Below are 18849 nucleotides of genomic sequence, written 5' to 3'. Positions count from 1 at the left end.
TTGCCGGTTCCCTTCGGCAAACCACACTGCATTTGGTTTAGCGGTGCGCTGCGGCGGAAACATTCTTAACCGCCGGGAATAAGTTTCGGCAATTGTCTCTTTTACTAACCGGGCTAGTTGCCGCCCGGTGCAGGAGTGAAAGATCCCGGCGCAGACCTGGAAATTCGCGGAGCGTTCGCGATCCTAGGAAGCCTCGTAAGTGAATTGAGTCACGTGTCGCAGGTTAAACCGCTCAATGCCTTTAATTCGGAAATAGCGCGACTTTGCGGCACACTATGTCAAACCGGACAATGGGGATTTATAGGCCGGGCATCCCGGTCGTTTCCGGGGTGCCCGGCCGTTTCCGAGCCCGTCAGAGACCGGCGATCGGGTTCTTCAGGGTGCCGGCGAGCTGGAGCGCGCCCGAGGGATCGGCGAGGTCCACCATCTGCCGGTTGTCGCGCAGCTGGAGGCGGTTCAGGCAGGACAGGGCGAACTCCGGGGCGAAGACGTCGTACTGGCGGAACCGGTCGGCCAGTGCGGGGTTCGCGTCCTGGTACTCGCGGGTGACCTGCGCGACCGTGCGCCAGAAGGCCTCCTCTTCCATGATCCCCTCGGCGGCGAGATGCGCGGACAGGAAGCGGAAGAAGCAGTCGAAGACGTCCGTGAAGACCGACAGGAGCTTCTTGTCCTCCGGGACGTCGACCCGGATCCGCCGCACCTCGGGCGGCAGGGCCGCGTCCGGGTCCATCACCGCGATCTCCTCGGCGATGTCCTTGTAGATCGCGCGCTGCACGGCGCCGTCCTTCAGCACCAGGATCACGTTCTCGCCGTGCGGCATGAAGACCAGGTCGTAGGCGTAGAAGCTGTGCAGCAGGGGGGTGTAGTAGGCCCGCAGGTACTGCCGCAGCCAGGCCGCCGGGGTCAGCCCCGACCGCTCGATCAGGGCGCCCGCGAAGGAGGCGCCGGTGTGGTCCACGTGCAGCAGCGAGGCCATGGTGGCGAGGGACTCGCCGTCCTGGAGGCCCGGCGCCGGGCTCTCCCGCCACAGCGCGGCCAGCATCTTGCGGTACGGCGAGTACCGGTCGGTGGCCCGCTCGTACTCCAGATGCCGGTAGCCGACGGCCGCCCGTTCCCGGATGATCGTCAGGCCCGTGGCCTTCAGCACCGGGTCGTTCTCGATCAGCCGGGCCAGCCAGTCGTTGATGGCCGGGGTGGCCTCCATGTACGCGGCGGACAGGCCCCGCATGAACCCCATGTTGAGCACGGACAGGGCCGTCTTCACATAGTGCTTCCCGGGGTGGGAGGCGTTGAAGAAGGTCCGGATGGACTGCTGGGCCAGATACGCGTCCTCGCTCTCGCCGAGGCAGACCAGGTTCCGCCGGGCCACCTCGGCGGCGAAGGTGACGGAGAGCTTGTTCCACCACTGCCAGGGGTGGACGGGGATGAGGAGGTAGTCGGCGGGGTCCAGGTCCTGGCCGGTGAGGGCGGCCCGGAAGCGGGCCAGCGTCTCCTCGCCCAGCTCCGCCCGCAGGAAGGACGCGTACTCGATCCCTTCGCCCGCCGTGAAGACGGCTCGCGAGCGGTGTGCGGCGAGCCACACCAGCCGGACGGGGCTCGCGGTCTCCGGGGCGTACGACAGGTACTCGTGGACGCCGAACCCGAGCCGGCCGTTGTTCGCGACGAAGCAGGGGTGGCCTTCGGTCATCGCCGCCTCGACGTCCTGGAAGCCGCTGCCCGCCAGCTCCGCGGAGGTGACGCGGGGCTTGGCGAGCTTGTAGCAGGTGCCGGAGAGGGTGGAGGAGATCTCCTCCAGGTAGACCGGCAGGATCTCGTCGCTCAGGCCCAGCGACTCCTTCAGTTCGATGAAGAACTCCAGGGCGGACAGGGGCAGGCCGGCGCCGTCGCGGTGCCGGGTGATCGAGCCGGCGTCGACCTGCCAGTGGTCGAGGGCGCGGCGGACGGCGCGGAAGCGGTAGGACGTGAGCCCGTCGTCGCTGCGGACGACGTATCCCGCACCGGTCCTCTCGGGGGTGATCAGGCGCTCGTGCGCGAACTCCGCGAGCGCCTTGCGTATCAGCAGCCGGTTGGCGGTCGCCCAGCGCTCGGGGGACAGATGGGCCACGGCGTCGGCGAGGCTCATACCGCCACCCCCGTCGCGGCGAGGAACCGCTCCCGTGTGCAGAAGCTCAGCAGTGCCCGCTTCTCCGGCTTCACGATCTCCCGCTCGGGCACGAACCCGACGGCCTCGTTCAGCGCGTGCACGGCGGTGTTGCGCACATCCGGCTCCACCACGACCCGCCGGGTCGCCGGGTCCTGGAAGAGGTGGGCCAGCACCGCGGTGATCACGGACCTGGTGAAGCCGTGGACGGGGGTGGCGGTCGCCGGGGTGAGGAAGTGCATGCCGACGTCGCCCGGCCGCGGCTCGTACAGCCCGGCCAGCTCGCGGTGGGCCGGGTCGTACGTCTCCGTCAGGAACACCGGTTCCCCGTCGCGCAGCCCCAGCAGCGCGTGATGGTGCTCGTCCGCCGCGATCTCCCGGTAGGCCCGCTCGACGTCCTCAGGCGTGGCGTCCTGCATCATCCAGAAGACGGCCTTGGGGTGGGTGACCCAGGAGTGCAGGAGCCGGGCGTCCCCGGCCGGGTCGACGGGGCGGAAGGTGAAGGGCAGGTGTGTGCTGGTCATACGGCGAAGTCCTGGAAGGCGATCGTCTTCTCGACCGGGTAGTACTCGGCGCCGAGCAGCTCGCGGATGATGTACGCGTTGCGGTAGGCACCCATGCCCAGGTCGGGGCTGGTGATGCTGTGGGTGTGGACGCCGGCGTTCTGGAGGAAGACGCCGCGGCCGGTGACGTCGATCGCGTAGTTGCGGGCGACGTCGAAGCGGCCGTGGCCGTCGAAGCGCAGGCGGTCGCGGACCGGGGCGAGGAAGGCCGGGGGCTCGTAGCGGTAGCCGGTGGCCAGCAGCAGGCCCTCGGTCCGGATCTCGAAGTCCTTGTCCTGCTCGTCCTGGTGGAAGCCGAGGGTGTAGCCGCCGTCCGTGTGGGCGGCGCTGCGCAGGGTGGAGTTGGTCAGCAGGCGGGTGCGCAGGGGGCCGGTGAGGTTCTTCTGGTAGAGCAGGTCGAAGATCGCGTCGATCAGCTCCGAGTTGATGCCCTTGAACAGGCCCTTCTGTTCCTTCTCCAGCCGGTAGCGGGTCTCCTCGGGCAGGGCGTGGAAGTAGTCGATGTAGTCCGGGGAGGTCATCTCCAGGGTGAGCTTGGTGTATTCGAGGGGGAAGAAGCGCGGGGAGCGGGTGACCCAGTCGAGCCGGTAGCCGTGGACGTCGATCTCGGACAGCAGCTCGTAGTAGATCTCGGCCGCGCTCTGCCCGCTGCCGACGATCGTGATGGACTTCTTCGCCTGCAGCTCCGCCTTGCGGTGCATGTACTGCGAGGTGTGGAGGAAGTCGCCGGCCAGGCCCCGGCAGGCCTCGGGGACGTGCGGGGTCGTGCCCGTGCCCAGGACCAGGTGGCGCGCGCGGAACGTCTCACCGCCCCGGGTGCGCACCGCGTACAGCCCGGCCTCGTACGTCACCTCTGTGACCGTCGTGCCGAAGCGGACGCTGCCGAGCCTGTTCGCGGCCCAGCGGCAGTAGTCGTCGTACTCGACCCGCAGCGGATAGAAGTTCTCGCGGATGTAGAACGAGTACAGCCGGCCCTTCTCCTTCAGGTAGTTGAGGAAGGAGTACGGCGAGGTCGGGTCGGCGAGGGTGACCAGGTCCGACATGAACGGCGTCTGCAGGTGGGCGCCGTCGAGGAACATCCCGGCGTGCCACTCGAAGTCCGGCTTGGACTCCAGGAAGACGCCGCGCAGACCGGCGATCGGTTCGGTGAGGCAGGCGAGGCCGAGGTTGAAGGGGCCGAGCCCGATCCCCACGAAGTCGTAAGGGCGGTCGGGGGCTTCAGGACGCGCGGTCAAGGGAGTCTCCCAGGTACTGCTCGGCGTGGCCGGCGATCAGATCGAGGACGGCGGCGATGTCGGCCGGTGCCGTCTCGGGGTTGAGCAGGGTGAACTTCAGGTACTGGCGGCCGCCGACCTCGGTGCCCGCGACCACGGCGGCGCCGGAGGCGAACAGGGCCTTGCGGGCGTGGAGGTTGGCGCGGTCGATCTCGGCCGGGTCGGTGACGGCGGCCGGGATGTAGCGGAAGACCAGGGTGGACAGGGCGGGCGCGACGACGACGTCGTACCGGGGGTCGGCGGCGAGCATCCGCCAGCCCTGCTGCGCCAGGTCGCAGACCTCGTCGAAGAGCCGTCCGACGCCGTCGGCGCCCATGACCCGCAGGGTGAGCCACAGTTTGAGGGCGTCGAAGCGGCGGGTGGTCTGCAGGGACTTGTCGACCTGGTTGGGGATGCGTTCGCGCACCATGCGGCGTGGGTTGAGGTACTCCGCGTGGTAGGTGGCGTGCCGCAGGGTGGCCGCGTCGCGCACCAGCACGGCCGACGAACTCACCGGCTGGAAGAAGGACTTGTGGTAGTCGACGGTGACCGAGTCGGCGCGCTCGATGCCGGCCAGCAGGTGCCGGCGGGTGGGGGAGGCGAGCAGCCCGCAGCCGTAGGCGGCGTCGACGTGCAGCCACACGCCGTACTCGGCGCACACTCCGGCGATCTCCGGGAGCGGGTCGATGGAGCCGAAGTCGGTGGTGCCGGCGGTGGCGACGACCGCCATGGGGACCAGCCCGTCGCGCCGGCAGCGTTCCAGCTCGCGGGCGAGGGCGACGGTGTGCATGCGCCTGTCGTGGTCGACGGGGACGCAGACCACGGACTCGGCGCTCAGGCCGAGCAGTTTCGCGGACTTCCTGACGCTGAAGTGGGCGGCCTCGGAGGCGAAGACGCGCAGTTTCGCCAGGGAGTCGGTCTTGGCCTCCTCGCGCGCCAGCAGCAGCGCCTGGAGGTTGGACTGGCTGCCGCCGGAGGTGAACACGCCGTCGGCGGCGGGCCCGAGGCCGATCCGGGCGGCCGTCCAGTCGATGAGCTTGCGCTCGATCAGGGTGCCGCCGGCCGACTGGTCCCAGGTGTCGAGGGAAGAGTTGACGGCGGAGAGCACGGCCTCGCCGAGCACCGCCGGGATGACGACGGGGCAGTTGAGGTGGGCGAGGTAGCGGGGGTGGTGGAAGTAGACGGCGTCGCGGAGGTAGACGTCCTGCAGTTCGTCCAGGGCGGCGGTGGTGTCGCCGAGCGGGCGGTCGAGGTCGACGGCGTCGATCCGGGGGCCGAGGGCGTCGGCGGTGACGCCGGTGAACGGACGGTCGGCGGCGGCGAGTTGGGCCGCCACCCGCTCTACTCCTTCGATCACGGAGCTGCGGTAGTGCTCCGTGGTCAGGCCATTGAGCAGGTGCGAGCGCATGTGGGGGTCCTCCGGGGGACGGTTCGTGCGGGGGAGTGAACCGCTTCTGACTTAGGTTAGCCTAACCTAACTTTTTTGGATCAAGGCATGCCTCTGCCGTGGCCGGTGTCACGCACAGGGGGGTGGCCCGGCGGGCGGAGTCACTCCGCCCCGCGCAACTGCTCCTCGGTCATTCCCCGGCGCCAGTACCCGACGAAGGTGATGCGCCGCCGGTCCACCCCGCGCTCCTGGACGAAGTACCGCCGCAGTGCCTTCACTTGCCCCGACTCCCCGGCGATCCACACGTACGGCCGCTGCGCGGAGGGGAGCCGCGCGGCCCGTACGGCGTCGACGGCCATGGGGGCGCCGTCGTGCCGTACGAGCCAGGTGATCTCCGCGTCCGCCTCCGTGCGCACGTCCTGGATGTCACCGGCGTGCGGCACCTCAAGGAAGGCCCGGACCCGGACACCGGCCGGAAGGGACTCCAGGCTCGCGGTCGCGGCCGGTACGGCGCTCTCGTCGCCCCACAGCACGACGAGGTCCGCGTCCTCGGGCGGACGGAACCGGACGGCGCGGTTGTCGGCGATCACCGGCCCGAGCAGCAGCACCCGGTCGCCGGCGGTGGCGCGGGAGGCCCAGCGGGAGGCGGGGCCTGCCGGAGTGTGCAGGACGAAGTCGATGTCGAGTTCGCCGGGCTCGCGCCGGAAGGACCGGAGCGTGTACGACCGCATCACCGCCCGTACGCCGTCGGGCAGTTCACGCCACGCCTGCCACCAGCCGTCCCCGAGGTCCAGGGGCACGACGGGCTCAGGCCGGCCCGGATGCGGCAGGAACAGCGAGAGGGACTGGTCGCGCCCGAGCGAGTCGAAGGCGTGCAGGTCGTCTCCGCAGAAGGTGACCCGGACCAGCGACGGCCCCAGCCGCCGGGTCCGTGCAACGCGCAGGGAGAAGAAACGGAACGGAGCGGCTACGGCCGTCGTCATGGGGGCTCCTGATGCGGTGGGGGGCTGGGGGTGCGGCGCCTAGCTGACCTTCTTCGCCTTCTCCAGGGCCTCGGCCAGACTCGTCAGCAGCGGCACGCACTTGTCGTACGACAGGATCGGCTCCGGGGACCGCGCGATGACCTGCCCCGCCTTCACGGCAGGCAGCTTCTTCCACGTCGGCTTGGTGATGTCGGCCGGCTGGATGGCCGACGACCGGTCGTCCATCATGATGATGTCGGCCTGGTACTTGTCGACGTTCTCCCAGCTCAGTGACTCGTACCAGCCACCGCCCTGCTTCTTGGCGCTCTCCGGCGGCTCGACGAAGTGCACGCCGAGGGCCTTGAAGTACTCCAGGTCGATGGAGAGGTTCGTGCCGGAGACGTAGAAGAGCTGGTCGCTGGCGGATCCGGCCATCACCTTGATGCCGGGCTTCGCCTTGGCGGCGGCCCGCAGCCGGGCGGCGGCGGCCTCGAACCGCTTCTTCGCGTCGGTGACCTTCGTGGCCTTCATGTCGGCGCCGAGCGACGCGGCCAGGTCCCACATGCGCTGCAGCGGCTCGGTGAGCTGCCGGTCGTAGACGGAGATGCCGATGCTGGGGGCCAGTTGGGCGATCTTCTTCTTGGACTCCTCGGGGACGTACCAGAGGGTGCCGGCGTCGTCGAACATCGTCGTGATGAGCACGTCGGGCGCGAGCGAGGCGTACTTCTCGATGTTGAACTGGCCCCAGGCGTTGCCGAGGACCGTCACCTTGCTGACGTCCATGTCGCCGGCCTGGACGTCGGGCTTTCCGTCCTTCGTCCGCGTCGGCCCGAAGACGCCCTTGACCTGGATGCCGTAGTCGTAGAGGGCGGCGCCGACGCCGGTGAAGGCGACGATGTCCGCCGGGACCCTGTCGAGCTTCACCGTCGTACCGCGGTCGTCCTTGAAGGACCAGGGGCCGGACGCGGAGCCCTTCGCCGCGCCTGCGGAGCCACTGCCTTTGCCCTTGTCGTCTCCGCATGCGGCGAGCGCGGCGCCGAGTCCGAGGGCGCCGCCGGCGGCGAGGAGGCCGCGGCGAGTGGGGTGGGTGGCACGGGCATGGGGCATGGATACGACTGCTTTCGAACGGGGCGGAGCGCCCGCCGGACAAGTTCGAAGGTAGGTTAGCCTAACCTCAGTCGGTGTCCAGGGGGGTGGGTGCGGGCCGTGTGATTCGCCCGATTCCTCCAGGCGGATGATTTCGGTCATCTTCTGTCGCCCGGCCCTCAACTTCCTTCCAGCGCATGGCCGTTCCGATCATCCGTCACTACTTTGTGTCGCGACTTGGCTGCTGTGGGCTGCGCACGGAGAGGGGCGGGACGGGCATGACGACCACGACGGTCGGCCGGGACGTGGAGGCGGTGGTCCGCGCGGACGCCGCGCTCCTGGAAGCGGACCTCGACCGGTTCCTCGCGACGCCGGCGCGGGAGCCGGCGGACGCCGAGGGGTCCGTGTACGGCGCCGCGCTCCGGCGGGCCCTGCACGCACCGGTCGCCGACGCCGTCGGCTCCAAGGCGGGCCAGGAGGCGCTGCGCCCCGCTCCCGGAGCCCCCGGCGGCGGCCGCCCGCTGCGGCCCTCGATGGTCTACTGGGCCTACCGCAACTACCGGGGCTTCGACGGCCCGGCGGCGGAGGACGCCCAGGACGACGCTCTCGCCGCCGTGCGCCGGGCCGCCGTCGCCGTCCGCGTCCTGCTCAAGGCCGCCGTCGCGCTCGACGACGTGCAGGACGGCAGCGCCGTCCGCTACGGCGAACCCGCGCTGCACGTCACCCACGGCCTGCCGCTCGCCGTCAACACCGGGTCCTGGCTGGTCGCCGCCGCCCTGGCGCACGCGGCCGACCCCGCCGTCGTCGACAGCCTGCTCGCCTCGGTGGCCGACGGCTTCAAGGGGCAGGCCGTCGACATCGCCACCCGTGCGCCCGGCACCCGCGCCGAACTGGCCGGGGCGCCGCACCCGGAACGGGTCACCTTCTGGGAGTCGATGGCCGCGCTGAAGACCGGCACCCTGTTCCGGATGCCGCTCGACGCGGCCCTCGCGGCCCTGCGGGTGGTCGCCGACGAGCGCGACACCCTGAACGAGGCCATGCGCCAACTCGGCCTCGCCAGCCAGCTGTTCAACGACGTCACCGACTTCGTGCCGGAGTTCGCCGGCGCGCGCACCCACGAGGACTGCGACGGACTGAGCAACCGCGTCGTCCTGGAACTCCTCGACTCCCCCCAGGGCGCGCCCCCGCCGGACCCCGAGGAGCTGACCGGCGAACGGCTGCGGTCGTACGCTCTCGGCCATCCGGACCTCGACCGGACGCTGCTCGCCCTGTCCGCCGAGGCGGCCGAACGCAAACGGGCCGCGAAGCAGGCCGTGCGCCGCGTGTGCCGCTCGACGGACGCCGCCGCCTACTTCGACCTCACCATCGACCGCAAGGGCCACCTCATCGACCGCCTCCACGACACCCTCCGGCAGCGGAGCGCGGCATGACGGCGCCGGTCACCGCCTCGGCCCGGCTGCGCGCCGGCACCCGCGACCGGCACGCCGCCCTGGAGCGCACGGGCTTCGCCGCCGCGCTGTTCGCCGGCACCCTGCCGATGACCCGCTACGCGGCCCAGCTCGCCGCCCTGCGCATGGTGCTGAGCGCCCTGGAGACGGAACTCGCGCGTGCCGGCGCCCCAGCCGTCGCCGCCCTGTGGGCGGCGGAGGATCTGCGCAAGACCCCGCTGATCGAGCGGGACCTGCGCCATCTCGCGCTCCGCGGCGCCGCCCCCGGGCGGTGGCCGGCCGGGCGCGCCGCGGCCTTCGCCGCGGACATCCGTACGACGGCGGCCGAGGACCCCGCCTCGCTCCTCGGGCACCTGTACGTCCTGGAGGGCTCCACCCTCGGCGCGCTCCACCTGCACCCGCACCTCAGCCGCGCCTACGGCCTCCGGGGCGCCGACGGCATCGCGTACTACACCAGCGGCGACCGGGCCCGCTGGGCCCGGTTCACCGCCCGGCTGGACGAGGCGCTGGCCGCCCCGGACGCCCAGGGCCGCGCCCTGGCCGCGGCTCTGCGGGCCTACCACCACACGGCCCGCATCACCGAGTCGCTGTCGGCCGGGCTGACCGCGGCCGGACCGGCTAGCTCACCAGGCCCAGTTCCCGTGCGATGAGCATCCGCTGGACCTCGCTGGTGCCCTCGCCGATCTCCAGGATCTTGGAGTCGCGCCACATGCGGGCCACCGGGTACTCGTTCATGAAGCCGTAGCCGCCGTGGATCTGGGTGGCGTCGCGGGCGTTGTCCACGGCGACCGTGGAGGAGTACAGCTTGGCGAGCGCCGCCTCCTTCTTGAACGGCTCGCCCGCGACCAGCCGGCTGGCCGCGTCCCGCCAGGCCAGGCGGGCGGTGTGGGCCTTCATCTCCATGTCGGCGATCTTGAACTGGATGGCCTGGTTGGCGCCGATGGGGCGGCCGAAGGCGTGCCGCTCCTTGGCGTACTTCACCGACTCGTCCACACAGCCCTGCGCGAGACCCGTGGCGAGGGCCGCGATGGCGATCCGGCCCTCGTCGAGGATGCGCAGGAACTGGGCGTAGCCGCGGCCCTCCTCGCCGAGCAGGTTGGCCGCCGGGACCCGGACGTCCTGGAAGGACAGCTCCCGGGTGTCGGACGCGTTCCAGCCGACCTTCGAGTACGGCGCGGCGACCGTGAAGCCCGGGGTGCCGGACGGGACGATGATCGCCGAGATCAGCGGCTTGCCGTCCGGCTTGCGACCGGTGACCGCCGTGACCGTCACCAGGCCGGTGATGTCCGTGCCGGAGTTGGTGATGAAGCACTTCGTGCCGTTGATCACCCACTCGTCCGTGTCCGGGTCCAGCCGGGCCGTCGTCCGCGTGGCGCCCGCGTCGCTGCCGCCGTCCGGCTCCGTCAGGCCGAACGCGCCGAGGACCTCGCCCGCGCACAGCCTGGGCAACCACCGGCGCTTCTGCTCCTCGGTGCCGAACAGATGGATCGGCATGGCGCCGAGCGAGACGCCCGCCTCCAGGGTGATCGCCACCGACGAGTCGACCCGCGCCAGTTCCTCCAGGGCGATGCCGAGCGCCAGATAGTCGCCGCCCATGCCGCCGTACTCCTCCGGGAACGGCAGCCCGAACAGGCCCATGCGGCCCATCTCGCGGACGATCTCGTACGGGAACTCGTGCCGCTCGTAGAAGTCGCCGATCTTCGGTGCCACGACATCGTGCGCGAACTCCGCGACCGTACGGCGGAGTTCCTCCAGCTCGGGGCTGAGACGGTGGTCCATGCTGATCACTGGTCCTCGTGGGGCTGTGTCGTTTTACCGAGTGCGCGGACGGTAGGGGACGGGCTGGGCCGGTCCAGATGGGCGGCCATCCACACGCTGGTGGCGATGAGACGGCCGAGGTCGACCCCGGTCTCGATGCCCAGGCCGTGCAGCATCCAGACGAGGTCCTCGGTGGCGAGGTTGCCGGTGGCGGACTTCGCGTACGGGCAGCCGCCGAGGCCTCCGGCGGAGGCGTCCACGGTGGTGACGCCGTGCTGGAGGGCGGCCAGGGTGTTGGCGAGCGCCTGGCCGTAGGTGTCGTGGAAGTGCACGCCGATCACGTTGGTCGGCACGCCCTTCTCGTTCAGCAGGTTCAGCAGTGCGAGGACGTGGCCGGGGGTGGCCACGCCGATGGTGTCGCCGAGGCTCAGCTCGTCGCAGCCCATGTCGCGCAGCGCCGTGCAGACCCGGGCCACCTGGTGCAGCGGGACCGGGCCCTCCCAGGGGTCGCCGAAGCACATCGACACATAGCCGCGCACATGCACGCCCCGGTCCTTCGCCTGCCGCACCACCGGCTCGAACACGGCCAGCGACTCGTCCAGCGTGCGGTTGAGGTTGGCCTTGGCGAAGGACTCGGTGGCGCTGGCGAACACGGCGATCCGGTCGGCGCCGAGCGCCAGCGCCCGCTCCAGGCCGCGCTGGTTGGGCACCAGCACCGGCAGCGCCACCCCTTCGAGGTCGCTGACCCGGGGCAGCAGCTGCTCGGCGTCGGCGAGTTGGGGCACCCACTTGGGGTGCACGAAGCTCGTCGCCTCGATGGTGGTCAGGCCCGCGTCGGCGAGCCGGCGGATGAACTCCGCCTTGATCTCGGTCGGCACGGTCCGCTGCTCGTTCTGCAGGCCGTCGCGCGCGCCGACCTCGTGGATCCGCACCCGTGCGGGCAGACCGGCGGCCGGTACGGTCATGGGCAGTGCCTCGGCGGTCACCGGGCCACCTCCTCGTGCGGTGTGATCACGGCCAGCACCTGGTCCATGGCGACCGTCGTGCCCGGGGCGACGTCCAGCTCGGCGACCGTGCCGGCGTGCGGGGCGGAGATGACGTGCTCCATCTTCATCGCCTCCACCACCAGCAGGCTCTGCCCGGCCGTCACCTCGTCGCCGACGGCCACCTTCACCACGGTCACCGTGCCGGGCATGGGCGCGGTGAGGGAGTCGGCGCCCGCGTGCGCGGACCGGCTCAGGGACGCGGCCACCGGGTCGTGGTCCCGCACCTGCCAGCTGTCGCCGTCGCGGCCGAGCCATGCGCCGTCCGGGGTGGCCGCGAAGGTGTGGGTGACGCCGTCCAGCAGGACGGTGAACCGGTGCCCGGCGCCGGGGAGCACGGCCGCGGATCCGCGCAGCGGTGTGTCCGCGCCGGGCAGCAGCAGCTCGGTGCCGCCGTCCGGCGTGCTGCGCACGCGCACGGTCACCGGTTCGTGCCCCGGCACCTGCAGCGGGTGCGGGGTCCAGGCACGCGTCCCGCCCAGCCGCCAGCCGTCGGCGGCGGCGAACGGGTTCGTCCAGCCGGCGCCGCCGGCGGGCGTGAGCCGGGCCTGCCGCAGCAGTGCCGCCGCCGCGTAGACCTCCGCCGGCACCCCGTCGGGCACGAGCCGGTCGACCTCGCGCTCCACCAGCCCGGTGTCCAAGTCCCCCTCGACCACCGCCGGATGCGCCAGCAGCCGGCGCAGGAAGCCCGCGTTGGTCTGCACGCCCAGCGTGACCGTCTCCGCGAGCGCCGCCCGGAGCTTCCTGAGCGCCGTCGCCCGGTCGGGGCCGTAGGCGATCACCTTGGACAGCATCGGGTCGTACAGGCTGCCCACCTCGGTGCCCTCGCTGAGCCCCGAGTCGGTGCGCACGCCGTCGCCCTGCGGCTCCCGCAGCCCGAGGACCGTGCCGCCCGTGGGGAGGAAGCCGCGGGTGGGGTCCTCGGCGCAGATCCGCGCCTCCACCGCGTGCCCGGTCAGCGTCACGTCGTCCTGCGTGAAGGCCAGCTTCTCCCCGGCCGCCACCCTGAGCTGCCACTCCACCAGGTCGAGTCCGGTGACGAGTTCGGTCACCGGGTGCTCCACCTGGAGTCGGGTGTTCATCTCCATGAAGTAGTACTGCGAGGGGTCGCCGCCCGGCACGATGAACTCCACCGTGCCCGCGCCCCGGTACCCGCACGAGCGGGCCGCCTGCACCGCCGCCTCGCCCATCGCCGCGCGCGTGGCCTCGTCCAGCAGGACGCTGGGCGCCTCCTCGATGATCTTCTGGTGCCGCCGCTGCAGGGAGCACTCGCGCTCGCCGAGGTGGACCACCGTGCCGTGGCCGTCGGCCAGCACCTGGATCTCGATGTGCCGGGGGCGGTCGACCCACCGCTCCACCAGCAGCGTGTCGTCGCCGAAGGAGGCGCGGGCCTCGCGGCGGGCGGCGGCGATCTCCTCCTCCAGCACGCTCATGTCCCGCACCAGCCGCATGCCCTTGCCGCCACCGCCGGCGGACGGCTTCAGCAGCACGGGCGCGCCCAGCTCGCGGGCGGCCTCGGCCAGTTCGGGATCCTTTCCGCCGGGCACGACCGGCACCCCGGCCGCCTTCACGGTCTCCTTGGCGCGGATCTTGTCGCCCATGAGCGCGATGGCGTCCGCCGGCGGGCCGATGAACACCAGCCCCGCGTCCTCGCAGGCCCGCGCGAAGGCGGCGTTCTCGGCGAGGAAGCCGTAGCCGGGGTGGACGGCCTGCGCGCCGGTGCGGGCGGCGGCGTCCAGCAGCCGCTCCACCGACAGATAGCTCTCGGCGGCCGGCGCCGGGCCGATGCGCACCGCCGTGTCGGCCTCCCGGACGTGGCGCGCGTCGGCGTCGGCGTCGGAGAAGACCGCCACCGAGCGTACGCCCAGCGAGCGGAGCGTACGGATGACGCGTACGGCGATCTCGCCCCGGTTGGCGACCAGCACTGTGTCGAACACGGTTCCCCTCCTCACATCCGGAAGACGCCGAACTGGGGGTCTCCCAGAGGCGCGTTGGCGCAGGCCGTCAGGGCGAGGCCCAGCACCCGACGGGTCTCGAGCGGGTCGATCACGCCGTCGTCCCAGAGCCGGGCGGTGGCGTAGTAGGCGTTGCCCTGGCGCTCGTACTGCGCGCGGACGGGCGCCTTGAAGGCCTCCTCGTCCTCGGCGGGCCACTGCTCGCCGCGCGCCTCCATCTGGTCCCGCTTGACGGTCGCCAGCACGGACGCGGCCTGCTCGCCGCCCATGACCGAGATCTTGGCGTTGGGCCACATCCACAGAAAGCGGGGGGAGTAGGCCCGGCCGCACATCGAGTAGTTGCCCGCGCCGTACGAACCGCCGACCACCACCGTCAGCTTGGGCACGCGCGTGCACGCCACGGCCGTCACCATCTTGGCGCCGTGCTTGGCGATGCCGCCGGCCTCGTAGTCCCTGCCGACCATGAACCCGGAGATGTTCTGCAGGAACACCAGCGGGATGCCGCGCTGGTCGCACAGCTCGATGAAGTGGGCGCCCTTCTGGGCGGACTCGGAGAAGAGGATGCCGTTGTTGGCGACGATCCCCACCGGGTGGCCGTGGATGCGCGCGAAGCCGGTGACCAGGGTCTGCCCGAACTCGCTCTTGAACTCGGCGAAGCGGGAGCCGTCGGTGACGCGGGCGATGATCTCGCGGACGTCGTAGGGGGTGCGGGAGTCCACGGGGACCGCGCCGTACAGCCCGTAGGGGTCGACCTTGGGCTCGACCGACGGCTGGACCTCCCAGGGCGGGGACTGCCGGGCCGGGAGGGTGGCGACGATGTTCCGGACGATCCTGAGGGCGTGCGCGTCGTCCTCGGCGAGGTGGTCGGTGACGCCGGACACGCGCGAGTGGACCTCGCCGCCGCCCAGCTCCTCCGCCGTCACGACCTCGCCGGTGGCGGCCTTCACCAGCGGCGGGCCGCCGAGGAAGATCGTGCCCTGGTTGCGCACGATCACGGCTTCGTCGCTCATCGCGGGCACATACGCGCCGCCCGCCGTGCACGACCCGAGGACGGCGGCGACCTGGGGGATGCCGGCGCCGGACATCCGGGCCTGGTTGTAGAAGATCCGCCCGAAGTGGTCCCGGTCCGGGAAGACCTCGTCCTGCATCGGCAGGAAGGCGCCGCCGGAGTCCACGAGATAGACGCAGGGCAGGCGGTTGTCGAGGGCGACCTCCTGCGCGCGCAGGTGCTTCTTCACCGTCATCGGGTAGTACGTGCCGCCCTTGACGGTCGCGTCGTTCGCCACGATCACGCACTCGCGCCCGGCCACCCGGCCGATCCCGGCGATCACGCCGGCGGCCGGGGCCTGCCCGTCGTACATCCCGTCGGCCGCCAGCGGGGCCAGCTCCAGGAACGGCGAGCCCGGGTCGAGCAGTGTGTCCACCCTGTCCCGCGGCAGCAGCTTGCCCCGCGCGGTGTGCCGGGCGCGCGCCTTCTCGCCGCCGCCGAGGGCCGCCGCGGCCAGCTTGCCGCGCAGCTCCTCCACGAGCGCGAGATGCGCCTGTTCATTGGCCCGCCAGGCCTCCGACGCGGGATCTGCCGCGCTGTGAAGCTCCGGTGCCTCGTGCATCCTGCGGTCCCCTCACCTGGTGATCGAACCCGTGGTCCGCTGTTAATGAGCGTTAACCACCTCCTTCAGGTTAACGACCGCTAACCTCGCTGTCTAGAATTGGCCGCATGGTCACCAGAACCGACGCCCCCACCCGTCGCCAGCAGATCCTCAAGGAGGCCGCCCGGCTCTTCGCCGAGCGCGGCTTCCACGGGGTCGGCGTGGACGAGATAGGCGCGGCGGTGGGCATCAGCGGCCCCGGTCTGTACCGGCACTTCCCGGGCAAGGACGCGATGCTCGCCGAGCTGCTGGTGGGCATCAGCGGTCAGCTGCTGACGGGCGCCAAGCGCCGTCTGGCGGAGGCGGACGGCCAGGCCGGCGCCTCCGCGGTCCTGGACTCCCTGATCGAGGGCCACATCGACTTCGCCCTGGACGACCGTCCCCTCATCACCCTGCACGACCGCGAGCTGGACCGCCTGCGCGACAGCGACCGCAAGCTGGTCCGCCAGCTGCAGCGGCAGTACGTCGAGCTGTGGGTGGAGGTGGTCCGCGAGGTCTACCCGGCGCTCACCGAGCAGTCGGCCCGCTCGGCCGTCCACTCGGTCTTCGGCCTGCTGAACTCCACGCCCCACCTGGGCCGCGCGGGCACCCTCCCGGGCCGCGGCGCCACGGCGGCGCTGCTGCACCGGATGGCGCGGGGGGCGTTCGCGGCGGCGGGGGAGCGCTGAGCGCGGCGACGGGGGGCCGGTGACCGCGGCCCTTCGCTGTGACTCCCGTCGCGCCTCCGTCGGAGTGACCTTCGTCTCTGGACGCAGCTGCGTACTCGCCGGTATCTTCGAGTCTGAGCAAGCGCTTAGACAGGTAGCTGGAGGTGGGCGGCGTGCGCCGTACGGTGTTCAACGAGGATCACGAGGCGTTCCGGGAGACCCTTCGCGCCTTCATCGAGGCCGAGGTCGTACCCGTGTACGACGAGTGGTTCGCCGCCGGCCAGGCGCCGCGGGACTTCTACTACAAGCTCGGTGAGCTGGGCGTCTTCGGCATCAGCGTGCCGGAGGAGTTCGGCGGCGCGGGCCTGGAGACCCACAAGTTCGAGGCCGTCATCTACGAGGAGACCGCCCGCGCGGGCGTCAGCTTCGGCGGCTCCGGCGTGCACGTCCTGCTCGCCCTGCCGTACATCAAGATGCTCGCCACCGACGAGCAGAAGAAGCGCTACCTGCCGAAGTTCGTCACCGGCGAGGAGATGTGGGCCATCGCGATGACGGAGCCGGGCACCGGTTCCGACCTCGCGGGCATGAAGACCACCGCCAAGCTCAGCGAGGACGGCACGCACTACGTCCTCAACGGCGCCAAGACCTTCATCACCGGCGGCGTGCACGCCGACCGTGTGATCGTGTGCGCCCGCACCTCCGCGCCGACCGCCGAGGACCGCCGCCACGGCATCTCCCTGTTCGCCGTGGACACCAAGTCCGAGGGCTACTCCGTCGGCCGCAAGCTGGACAAGCTGGGCCTGCGCACCTCCGACACCGCCGAGCTGGCGTTCGTCGACGTCAAGGTGCCGGCCGAGGACCTGCTCGGCGAGGAGAACAAGGGCTTCTACTACCTCGGCCACAACCTCGCCTCCGAGCGCTGGGGCATCGCCTTCGGCGCCTACGCGCAGGCCAAGGCCGCCGTCCGGTTCGCCAAGCAGTACGTCCAGGAGCGCACCGTCTTCGGCAAGCCGGTCGCGCACTTCCAGAACACCAAGTTCGAGCTGGCCGCCTGCCAGGCCGAGGTGGACGCCGCCGAGGCCGTCGCCGACCGCGCGACCGAGGCTCTGGACGCCGGGGAGCTCACCCCCGCCGAGGCCGCCTCCGCCAAGCTGTTCTGCACCGAGGTCGCCCACCGCGTGATCGACCGCTGCCTCCAGCTGCACGGCGGCTACGGCTACATGAACGAGTACCCGATCGCCCGCCTGTACGCGGACAACCGCGTCAACCGCATCTACGGCGGCACCAGCGAGATCATGAAGACGATCATCGCCAAGGACATGGGCCTGTAAGACGGCGCTGTCATCGCCGTCATCGCTGGCCTGTACAACTAGATGCCATGAGCCAGGCACTCCAGGATCTCCTCGATCTGCTCGACATCGAGCAGATCGAGGAGAACATCTTCCGCGGCCGGTCCCGCTCCGCCGTCGTACCCCGCGTCTTCGGCGGACAGGTCGCGGCGCAGGCGCTGGTCGCCGCCGGGCGCACGGTCCCCGCCGACCGGCCCGCGCACTCGCTGCACGCCTACTTCCTGCGCCCCGGCGACCCCGGCGCGCCGATCGTCTACTCCGTCGACCGCATCCGCGACGGCCGGTCCTTCACCACCCGCCGCGTGGTCGCCGTGCAGCACGGAAAGCCGATCTTCCATCTCTCGGCGTCCTTCCAGCGGTACGAGGAAGGCCTCGACCACCAGGCGCCCATGCCGCCGTCCCCCGACCCGGCGACGCTGCCCACCTCGCAGGAGCGCCTGCGCGGGTACGACCACCTCGCCCCCGAGGTCGTCGAGCGGTTCCTCGAGGCGCGCGAGGCGATCGACCTCAGGTACGTGGACGAGCCGCCGTACGGGCGGTTCGGCGCCCCGCGCGAACCGCACTCGCAGGTGTGGTTCCGCACCGCGGGCAAGCTGGACGACGACCCTCCCCCAGACTCCGTCTGGGGGGACCCCCAGCTGCACGTCGTCCTCGCCACCTACGTCTCCGACATGACCCTGCTCGACTCCGTGCTGCTCGCGCACGGGCGCGGCGGCTGGGCGGTCGGCGACGTCGTGGGCGCCTCGCTGGACCACGCGATGTGGTTCCACCGGCCTTTCCGCGCCGACGAATGGCTGCTGTACGACCAGGAGTCGCCGTCCGCGCACGGTGGCCGCGGTCTGGGGCAGGCCCGCATCTACACACAGGACGGGCGGCTCGCCATCACCGTCATCCAGGAGGGCGTCGTCCGCGTGCCGCGCGGCTGACGCCGCCGTCGAGATGCCGAATGCGGAGTACCGAACTAATCTCTATGAGTGACGGCCGCAGCACACGGTGTGACCGTCCGACGGTTCCCGCACTTGCGGGAACGGCAGACGTCGGCGGCGGCATCCGTCCAGTGCGTCTTCTGCGGTCACACCTCAAGAGCGCGCCGTGCCTGTCCCTTCCGTTTGCGCACGGCGCCGGCCATCCGCCCGCGAACTCCTCGTGGAGCAGCGGGAGATGATGGAGACAGAAGGGTACTTTCCCATGCGAGCACAGCGCGTGAAGCGTTATGTCGTGATGTCCGCCGCGAGCCTGGTGCTGGCCGGCGGAACCGCGATCGGTACGGCGGGCACCGCCTCGGCGGCCCCCGCGCACAGCGTCAGCTACCACGGCCGGCACGGTGGCGGCTGGGGTGGCTGGGGCTGGGGCTGCGGCTGCGGTGGTGGTGGCCACCACCACCGCCACCACGGGCGCCATCACGGCCGCAACGGCAACTGGAACAACGGCTACTGGAGCAACGGCCGCTGGTACAACGGCAGTTCCAACAACAACAACAACTCCAGCAGCGGCAACAAGAGCAGCAGCTCCGGCAACAACAAGAGCAGCAGTTCCGGCAACAGCCAGAGCAGCAGCTCGAGCAACTCCAGCAGGAGCAGTAGCAGCAGCTGAACGATGGCGGAGGCGG

The 18849-nt window shown here is 71.2% G+C and carries 16 protein-coding genes; 6 read left to right on the top strand and 10 right to left on the bottom strand.

Features of this window, described 5'->3' with window-relative positions:
* Window positions 1-352: 352 nt before the first annotated feature.
* The 6 genes from ACGFZN_RS26110 to ACGFZN_RS26085 all read right to left on the bottom strand — a co-directional run bounded on the left by ACGFZN_RS26110 (window position 353) and on the right by ACGFZN_RS26085 (window position 7412).
* Window positions 353-2122: an IucA/IucC family protein gene (locus tag ACGFZN_RS26110; RefSeq protein ID WP_393860907.1), complete on the bottom strand. Its 1770-nt coding sequence runs from the start codon at window positions 2120-2122 to the stop codon at window positions 353-355.
* Window positions 2119-2664 carry a GNAT family N-acetyltransferase gene (locus ACGFZN_RS26105; protein WP_393860906.1) on the bottom strand — a complete coding sequence of 182 codons (546 nt, stop codon included), beginning with the start codon at window positions 2662-2664 and terminating at the stop codon, window positions 2119-2121. Before ACGFZN_RS26105 ends, ACGFZN_RS26110 begins: the two co-directional genes overlap by 4 nt.
* Entirely contained in the window at window positions 2661-3938 is a 1278-nt protein-coding gene (locus ACGFZN_RS26100) for a lysine N(6)-hydroxylase/L-ornithine N(5)-oxygenase family protein (RefSeq protein WP_393860905.1), read from the bottom strand. The genes ACGFZN_RS26105 and ACGFZN_RS26100 overlap by 4 nt, the downstream gene beginning before the upstream one ends.
* The gene (desA, locus tag ACGFZN_RS26095; RefSeq protein WP_393860904.1) at window positions 3922-5364 is read right to left on the bottom strand and encodes a lysine decarboxylase DesA; all 1443 of its coding nucleotides are present in this window, start codon (window positions 5362-5364) and stop codon (window positions 3922-3924) included. The genes ACGFZN_RS26100 and desA overlap by 17 nt, the downstream gene beginning before the upstream one ends.
* A 140-nt stretch (window positions 5365-5504) precedes the next feature.
* Entirely contained in the window at window positions 5505-6326 is an 822-nt protein-coding gene (locus tag ACGFZN_RS26090) for a siderophore-interacting protein (RefSeq protein ID WP_393860903.1), read from the bottom strand.
* A gap of 39 nt (window positions 6327-6365) precedes the next feature.
* Window positions 6366-7412 carry an ABC transporter substrate-binding protein gene (locus tag ACGFZN_RS26085; RefSeq protein ID WP_393860902.1) on the bottom strand — a complete coding sequence of 349 codons (1047 nt, stop codon included), beginning with the start codon at window positions 7410-7412 and terminating at the stop codon, window positions 6366-6368.
* Between the two features lie 257 nt (window positions 7413-7669).
* Here ACGFZN_RS26085 and ACGFZN_RS26080 point away from each other — a divergent pair, with 257 nt between their 5' ends.
* Together ACGFZN_RS26080 and ACGFZN_RS26075 are read left to right on the top strand one after the other, a co-directional pair.
* The gene (locus tag ACGFZN_RS26080; protein ID WP_393860901.1) at window positions 7670-8821 is read left to right on the top strand and encodes a polyprenyl synthetase family protein; all 1152 of its coding nucleotides are present in this window, start codon (window positions 7670-7672) and stop codon (window positions 8819-8821) included.
* Window positions 8818-9489, top strand: a complete 672-nt coding sequence (locus ACGFZN_RS26075; RefSeq protein WP_393860900.1) for a biliverdin-producing heme oxygenase — start codon at window positions 8818-8820, stop codon at window positions 9487-9489. Before ACGFZN_RS26080 ends, ACGFZN_RS26075 begins: the two co-directional genes overlap by 4 nt.
* On the opposite strand, the gene ACGFZN_RS26070 is transcribed toward ACGFZN_RS26075, so the two are convergent.
* From ACGFZN_RS26070 to ACGFZN_RS26055, 4 genes are read right to left on the bottom strand one after another with little or no spacing between them, the layout of a single operon-like run.
* A complete protein-coding gene (locus ACGFZN_RS26070; RefSeq protein WP_393860899.1) occupies window positions 9458-10618 on the bottom strand; it encodes an acyl-CoA dehydrogenase family protein in 1161 nt (386 codons plus the stop codon). The two genes, ACGFZN_RS26075 and ACGFZN_RS26070, sit on opposite strands and share 32 nt — an antisense overlap.
* Window positions 10619-10623: 5 nt before the next feature.
* A complete protein-coding gene (locus ACGFZN_RS26065; RefSeq protein WP_393861028.1) occupies window positions 10624-11562 on the bottom strand; it encodes a hydroxymethylglutaryl-CoA lyase in 939 nt (312 codons plus the stop codon).
* 17 nt (window positions 11563-11579) lie between these two features.
* Window positions 11580-13577 (bottom strand): acetyl/propionyl/methylcrotonyl-CoA carboxylase subunit alpha, encoded by a 1998-nt coding sequence (locus tag ACGFZN_RS26060; protein WP_393860898.1) that lies wholly within the window; start codon window positions 13575-13577, stop codon window positions 11580-11582.
* A gap of 11 nt (window positions 13578-13588) precedes the next feature.
* Window positions 13589-15205, bottom strand: a complete 1617-nt coding sequence (locus ACGFZN_RS26055) for a carboxyl transferase domain-containing protein (RefSeq protein ID WP_393860897.1) — start codon at window positions 15203-15205, stop codon at window positions 13589-13591.
* Between the two features lie 107 nt (window positions 15206-15312).
* Between ACGFZN_RS26055 and ACGFZN_RS26050 the strand changes: the two genes are divergently transcribed.
* From ACGFZN_RS26050 to ACGFZN_RS26035, 4 genes are all read left to right on the top strand, one after another.
* Window positions 15313-15912, top strand: coding sequence for a TetR/AcrR family transcriptional regulator (locus tag ACGFZN_RS26050; protein WP_393860896.1), 600 nt, complete (start codon window positions 15313-15315; stop codon window positions 15910-15912).
* A 152-nt stretch (window positions 15913-16064) separates the two neighbouring features.
* Window positions 16065-17222 (top strand): acyl-CoA dehydrogenase family protein, encoded by a 1158-nt coding sequence (locus tag ACGFZN_RS26045; RefSeq protein WP_393860895.1) that lies wholly within the window; start codon window positions 16065-16067, stop codon window positions 17220-17222.
* Between the two features lie 47 nt (window positions 17223-17269).
* Window positions 17270-18166: an acyl-CoA thioesterase gene (locus ACGFZN_RS26040; protein WP_393860894.1), complete on the top strand. Its 897-nt coding sequence runs from the start codon at window positions 17270-17272 to the stop codon at window positions 18164-18166.
* Window positions 18167-18428: 262 nt separating this feature from the next.
* Entirely contained in the window at window positions 18429-18833 is a 405-nt protein-coding gene (locus tag ACGFZN_RS26035) for a hypothetical protein (RefSeq protein WP_393860893.1), read from the top strand.
* Window positions 18834-18849 lie beyond the last annotated feature (16 nt).

It is taken from the genome of Streptomyces sp. NPDC048192 (assembly GCF_043202415.1).
GTDB lineage: Bacteria > Actinomycetota > Actinomycetes > Streptomycetales > Streptomycetaceae > Streptomyces.
This window is presented reverse-complemented; position numbering and strand designations above follow the sequence as displayed.

What these genes read in the sequence shown, in the direction of transcription:
- ACGFZN_RS26110 (WP_393860907.1), bottom strand. Translation starts at nt 2,122, where the DNA reads ATGAGCCTCGCCGACGCCGTGGCCCATCTGTCCCCCGAGCGCTGGGCG.
- ACGFZN_RS26085 (WP_393860902.1), bottom strand. Translation starts at nt 7,412, where the DNA reads ATGCCCCATGCCCGTGCCACCCACCCCACTCGCCGCGGCCTCCTCGCC.
- desA (WP_393860904.1), bottom strand. Translation starts at nt 5,364, where the DNA reads ATGCGCTCGCACCTGCTCAATGGCCTGACCACGGAGCACTACCGCAGC.
- ACGFZN_RS26075 (WP_393860900.1), top strand. Translation starts at nt 8,818, where the DNA reads ATGACGGCGCCGGTCACCGCCTCGGCCCGGCTGCGCGCCGGCACCCGC.
- ACGFZN_RS26090 (WP_393860903.1), bottom strand. Translation starts at nt 6,326, where the DNA reads ATGACGACGGCCGTAGCCGCTCCGTTCCGTTTCTTCTCCCTGCGCGTT.
- ACGFZN_RS26050 (WP_393860896.1), top strand. Translation starts at nt 15,313, where the DNA reads ATGGTCACCAGAACCGACGCCCCCACCCGTCGCCAGCAGATCCTCAAG.
- ACGFZN_RS26065 (WP_393861028.1), bottom strand. Translation starts at nt 11,562, where the DNA reads ATGACCGTACCGGCCGCCGGTCTGCCCGCACGGGTGCGGATCCACGAG.
- ACGFZN_RS26105 (WP_393860906.1), bottom strand. Translation starts at nt 2,664, where the DNA reads ATGACCAGCACACACCTGCCCTTCACCTTCCGCCCCGTCGACCCGGCC.
- ACGFZN_RS26040 (WP_393860894.1), top strand. Translation starts at nt 17,270, where the DNA reads ATGAGCCAGGCACTCCAGGATCTCCTCGATCTGCTCGACATCGAGCAG.
- ACGFZN_RS26055 (WP_393860897.1), bottom strand. Translation starts at nt 15,205, where the DNA reads ATGCACGAGGCACCGGAGCTTCACAGCGCGGCAGATCCCGCGTCGGAG.
- ACGFZN_RS26070 (WP_393860899.1), bottom strand. Translation starts at nt 10,618, where the DNA reads ATGGACCACCGTCTCAGCCCCGAGCTGGAGGAACTCCGCCGTACGGTC.
- ACGFZN_RS26035 (WP_393860893.1), top strand. Translation starts at nt 18,429, where the DNA reads ATGCGAGCACAGCGCGTGAAGCGTTATGTCGTGATGTCCGCCGCGAGC.
- ACGFZN_RS26080 (WP_393860901.1), top strand. Translation starts at nt 7,670, where the DNA reads ATGACGACCACGACGGTCGGCCGGGACGTGGAGGCGGTGGTCCGCGCG.